The organism is Albidovulum salinarum (assembly GCF_025673475.1).
Taxonomy (GTDB): domain Bacteria; phylum Pseudomonadota; class Alphaproteobacteria; order Rhodobacterales; family Rhodobacteraceae; genus Albidovulum; species Albidovulum salinarum.
Window position 1 is genome coordinate 1 of sequence record NZ_JAOVQO010000046.1, and the last position, 5,034, is coordinate 5,034.

Sequence of the window (5,034 nt, forward strand, 5' to 3'; positions counted from 1 at the left end):
GCGCCCGCCGCCGCCCCTCTGCTTCGAAGACCAGGCACGGATGATCCGCTGCGGCAGGCAGATCCACGACAGCGGGGAGAAGGCTCCCCGTGTCGTGCGTGTCCCGGAACCCGGCGATGAACGTGAACCGCTCCGATAGGTAGGTTGCGATCTCGGCTTTACCCGAGAGGGGCTCGAGCGTGTCCTGGCTCTCGTAAACCGCATCCGCTGCGAACAGCTCGATAATGGGTCTGGCATCGAAGCACTCCCGCGCCTTCTTGATGGCCAGAAGATGCCTCCACTGGCGAGCTGCTTCGGCCGAGGACGTAGCGGCTCTAAGGGTGATGAACATGAGCATTCCTTTCGATGAGTGGTTTGCTTGCGTTGGAGATGTCCGCCAGAGGCCTCAGATTGGCGTTTTATCTGGCATCTCGCTTTTCTGGCTGTGTAGTAGCGCAAAACCAAAGGTCGGCCTGTATGGGCCTATTTTTGGCCTCTGCGACGATCTTGGGTTAGGCGATCCGCAGATGCGGGCCGGAACGTCGCTGATGACGACGCAGGATCGCCAGGATCTGAGGGGCGTACTCTCGGAATTGGTCTGGGTCGGTCTGGCGACGCATCTGGGCCGGCAAGCCCATGATCCACTCGTCCAGGCAGTCGGGCTTGTTAGCGATAAGCCAGTCGATCATGCCCCGCCGCAGAACACTGTGCTTACGGCTCGTCGGGTCGGAGTGCCATTTCGCGTAGATCTCGGTTTCCCGGAAATCGACCAGGAGCCTTCTGAGGTCGGTATCTTCCACCATTTCGGTTCTCCGTTTCTCGGCTGAGGCCGCACCCGTATTGGTGAGTGGCGACCAGACCGCAAACCATCGCGGTCTGCCCTAGGAAGTCCCTTCGGGACGTGCGCGCACGTGATGCGCGCTCGCGCGTACGCGCGCGCACGCGCGCGTAGTGGTCCGCTGGTTCCAGGAGCTGTTTTGTTGCGGTTTGTGCTGAGGAGGCGGGATCGCCGGTCCCGCTACTGCGGCGAATGGGGATGTCGATACCCCCTCCCCCGTGGCGATCCCGGAAGGTCTCGACCCCCGGTCGCCTGATTACAAATCAGCTGACCTATCTCGACGGATAGGCGTCCGGTTACGGGGCTATGCTGAAGGTTGCTCCTCCCCCTTTCGGATCAGCCTTCCTATGAGCCGCTCATTGGCTTGGTGCATCTCGGCATAGAGGCGAAGAAAATCCTCAGGGCTTAGTTTGAGCCTGATACGGACCTCTTTCCCCCTCCAAAGGTCCCACTCATCTCCTGTCAGGGTAAAGCCTTCCAGCAGCAAATTGCCCGCGTCGTCGACCGACATGCGTCTGAGTGATGCGGTATGCTCCCGGCCCCCGATACTCATGAATGTATTGAGGGCGTCGTAACTGCTTCGAATTTTCACTGCTCGCTCCGTTCATGTTTTCGCCGCGCAAACCACGCGGTCCATTATGGGTCTATTTTGCCCCCCTTTAGGACACTCCGCGGTAATGGAGACGCCGATGACGATCACGCCAGAAGCCCTGCCCGATTGCGGGCGGCCGGGCCGATGTTGCGGGATGTTCCCCATCGATATTCCTTCTGCCCCGCGCCATCGATGAGCCCAAGGCCGCCGCCATGCTTGCGGCTCAGCTTGCGCTCGTTCGGCTTCACCTTGCCCCATCCGGTTGTGATCTCGTTCGGCTCGGCCTTGCCGAGATAGCGCGCTACGCTCGGCCCCGACTGGTTGCCGCGACGGCATCGTTTGACCTGCCAGCTGTTCTCGACGGACTGGCCGACGACATCAGAACCGAAGGGTCCCATGTTCAGCAGCTCGTCCGTCCACTCCTCCAGCTGCGCCAGATATTCGCGGTCGAGCTCGGCGACCTGGTGATACTGCATGTGGAAGTGTTCGCCGATGCTCTTCGAGTATTCGCGCACCCAGACCGCGGCCCACGGGATGCCGCGATGCTGAAACCACTTGCGGTTCAGTTCGAGGAAGTCGCGGACGCTGTCGGCCATCGTGGCGCGCCGAAAGACGCCGCCGGTGCCCATGAGGCGCAGCGCGTTCGTCCGGACGGTCAGGAGCCGATTGAGAGGCACGCCGATCCTGATCGCCAATTCCGCCGCCGCCGACATCTCCGCCTGCGTCCCGACAGGCAGTGAGAGAGTGGTGATAGTGGAGGGGTTTCTTACGGAAGGAAGACGCGCGCGCGAGGGGGAAATAGCGGCCGGGGTGGTAAGGTTTTGAGCCAGCAAGAGATTTTCTCCTTGTTCATGGTGAATTTCTCCCGCGGCTGTGGTTCCGTTTTTCTTGGCAAACTACCAGCTGTTGTGGTGGGGTGGCAAATAAATCCGGTTATTTTTGTCCTGACCCAATCAGATGTGGCTAGGTCGATGGCTGACACGAAATCGCGGATTGTGCTTAGCTCAGAACGGCCACCAACGGCGGCGCTTCTGCCGCTGATCTGTCAACATCAGCTCGGCTCTCGTGAGGCGTTCGCGCAGATCCTCGACCGTCTCTCGCTCCCGCTCCAGCATCTCGCGCAACATGCGCACCTCAACGTCATCGTGGGGTTGCTGTGGGGTTGTTCCTGTGGGTTGCGCGTCGTTCTGATGGCCGGGTTGCGCATCCGTTGCATCGAACACCCGGAACAGTTCCGCCGCGTCGATCTCATATGCTGAGCCGCGCCTGGTCGCGCTCAGTCGCCCTGTTTTTATTGCTCGTGAGATGGTCGATTTCGACTTGCCGGTTTGCTTCGCTGCTTGGCCGATGCTCAGTTTCATGCCGGTTGCGCTCCGTTCCGTGAGGCGGGTTGCGCAACGGTTGCGCCGTTGCCGTATGGGGCGGAGGCGAGACTGGCGGCAAGGCGTTCGCGGAGGATGGCGTCGTCTTGGGCCAGCTGCTCGACCTTGCCTTCGCGACGCGCCGTTCGACCGACCCGAGGCCGCTCCAATTCCTTGTGCGCCTCGATAAGCTCGTCCCGGCCCTTCAAGCCCCAGAACAGTCGGACGCCGGCGAACTTGCGGCCGATCTTGATTGGCTCGTAGCCCATGCGGAAGCCTGCCAGGTGGTTGATCTCGGCTTGCGCCTTGTCCAGGACGAAGCGTCGGAAGTCCTGCCATCGGGGCAGGGTGCCGGGCTCCATGCCGAGCATCTCGCGCAAGTCGTCCAGGCTAAATTCCTCGCTCGTCTTTCGAAGACCCGCGCGCAGGCTCAGGAACAGATAGAAGCGCAGAGAATACTTGCTCTCGAACGCCAGGACCGCGCGCCGCGACAGTGCCGCCCAATGGGTGCTGTTGGCGATCACCTGGCGCAGCGCCTTAGAGAACTCGAACCGGATCTCCGCGCTGTCGAGCTCGTCGTCCTCGCGCTCGATGTCGGCGATGATCGGGCCGGATTTCGTGAAGTCGCGACCGTTCTGGCTCGTGACCTTGACGCTGACCATCGTGCAGTGAAGCTCGTAGATGGCGTCGAGAAGTTCGGCCTTCGACCTGCGGAAGGTCTCGTTGAGGACGCTGTAGGGGATGCGGTGTTGCTTGTCGTCGGCGATGGCGATGCCAGCCTCCTGCACCAGCAGGCAGAACAGTTTCGCCGCGCGGAGGCTCAGCTGGTTGCCCGATTGGAACCGCATGTCCACGACCTCGCCAGCGGCGATGATGGCGTCCGGGTTGTCCCGGTTCATCCGCAATGCGTCGGTGACTGTCATCGGTGGTTTGGCCATGGGGTGAACGCTATGGGTGAGGCGTCACCTTTTCAACTCACCTCGACCCGCGATTTCTCACCTTTGGCCCGCGATTTCTCACCTTTGGCCCGCGATTTCTCACCCCTTACCCGCGATTTCTCACCTTTGGAAGCGCAAGGCATTGATAGTAAAAGCATAAATCGCCTAGAAGTTAGAAGATATGAAAATAGAATAGGGCTGGTACCGCTTTGCGCCTGTGGATAACTACCAACGAATGCCGCTAACGATCAACATCCGGGATCTGCGCAAGGCGCGCGGCCTGACGCTCGGCGAGCTTGCCGACATGATCGGAGTATCGACGCCGCACATGTCCCAAGTCGAGCGTGGCCTCAAGAATCTGAACAATCATTTGTTAGAGCGGATCGCAGCTGCTCTTGAGGCCACACCGGCCGACCTTATCCGCGGCAATGTTGCTTCTGACTTAACGCGACTGGCCGAGAAGATACAAAGGCTTGACCGCGAAGATCGTGACCGAGTTGAAGCGTTCGTTGATGCTCTGCTCGCATCACGAAGGATGCAGCCTGGCTGATCGCCAATTCCGCCGCCGCCGACATCTCCGCCTGCGTCCCGACAGGCAGTGAGAGAGTGGTGATAGTGGAGGGGTTTTGAGGCCCGGAGCTATGCATGGGGTGAATCTCTCGCAACCTATGGGTGAAATATGTTCGCGCCAGCTATACCTTTTGTCCTAATGGATTGATTTTGTTTGATTTTAAATATTACATAATGTGGCTTACTAGACATGTTAGCGCTATCAGTTTGGCGAGTGGTGTTGGGCAGATCACAGATCTGATGCCATGGCGCGATGAATGTGCGATTGGCGGTCGTGGAAAGTATGCGCGCATTTCACGTAAGTATTTGAAAACAAGTGATAAAGTCATTTTATTATTTCGCCGATCGATCATGGTTGGAACCATGCGGATCGCCATGCGGCCCGGTCGACCACTCCCTTGGTAAGGGAGCGGTCTACACGGATTTGCAATCCGCTGCGCAGGCGGAGCCTTCAATTGATTTCCATTGATATTTTGGTGCCAGTCAGCGGCCTACGCCGTCACCGCTGGCTGGCATTGATGATGGTCAAGCCAGGTTGGTTGCGAGCCTGGCCATGGCTGGCGACGGCGCTACTGTCAGGATGTCGAAGCGGGCGATCTTGTCGTCGGCGCTCAGGGTGATCACCCACAGCGCCCGCCGCCGCCCCTCTGCTTCGAAGACCAGGCACGGATGATCCGCTGCGGCAGGCAGATCCACGACAGCGGGGAGAAGGCTCCCCGTGTCGTGCGTGTCCCGGAACCCGGCGATGAACGTGAA

The 5,034-nt window shown here is 59.9% G+C and carries 8 protein-coding genes; 1 reads left to right on the forward strand and 7 read right to left on the reverse strand.

From position 1 onward, the window contains the following. The 6 genes from OEZ60_RS21825 to OEZ60_RS21845 form a co-directional block, all read right to left on the reverse strand. A partial coding sequence (locus tag OEZ60_RS21825; RefSeq protein WP_263340923.1) for a hypothetical protein occupies positions 1-331 on the reverse strand: 331 nt, incomplete at its 3' end. A gap of 160 nt (positions 332-491) precedes the next feature. Further along, on the reverse strand, positions 492-782 hold the full coding sequence (locus OEZ60_RS21830) for a hypothetical protein (RefSeq protein WP_263340924.1): 291 nt from the start codon (positions 780-782) through the stop codon (positions 492-494). Continuing rightward, positions 691-921: a twin-arginine translocation signal domain-containing protein gene (locus OEZ60_RS22325; protein WP_411709835.1), complete on the reverse strand. Its 231-nt coding sequence runs from the start codon at positions 919-921 to the stop codon at positions 691-693. Before OEZ60_RS22325 ends, OEZ60_RS21830 begins: the two co-directional genes overlap by 92 nt. Positions 922-1,513: 592 nt before the next feature. After that, positions 1,514-2,104: a hypothetical protein gene (locus OEZ60_RS21835; protein ID WP_263340925.1), complete on the reverse strand. Its 591-nt coding sequence runs from the start codon at positions 2,102-2,104 to the stop codon at positions 1,514-1,516. Between the two features lie 309 nt (positions 2,105-2,413). Continuing rightward, a complete protein-coding gene (locus OEZ60_RS21840) occupies positions 2,414-2,770 on the reverse strand; it encodes an excisionase family DNA-binding protein (RefSeq protein WP_263340927.1) in 357 nt (118 codons plus the stop codon). Further along, positions 2,767-3,708 (reverse strand): replication initiation protein, encoded by a 942-nt coding sequence (locus OEZ60_RS21845; protein ID WP_263340928.1) that lies wholly within the window; start codon positions 3,706-3,708, stop codon positions 2,767-2,769. The genes OEZ60_RS21840 and OEZ60_RS21845 overlap by 4 nt, the downstream gene beginning before the upstream one ends. Before the next feature lie 235 nt (positions 3,709-3,943). Here OEZ60_RS21845 and OEZ60_RS21850 point away from each other — a divergent pair, with 235 nt between their 5' ends. Beyond that, the gene (locus OEZ60_RS21850; RefSeq protein WP_263340930.1) at positions 3,944-4,258 is read left to right on the forward strand and encodes a helix-turn-helix domain-containing protein; all 315 of its coding nucleotides are present in this window, start codon (positions 3,944-3,946) and stop codon (positions 4,256-4,258) included. Between the two features lie 545 nt (positions 4,259-4,803). On the opposite strand, the gene OEZ60_RS21855 is transcribed toward OEZ60_RS21850, so the two are convergent. After that, positions 4,804-5,034, reverse strand: a 231-nt coding sequence (locus OEZ60_RS21855) for a hypothetical protein (protein ID WP_263340933.1), incomplete at its 5' end; no start/stop codon positions are given.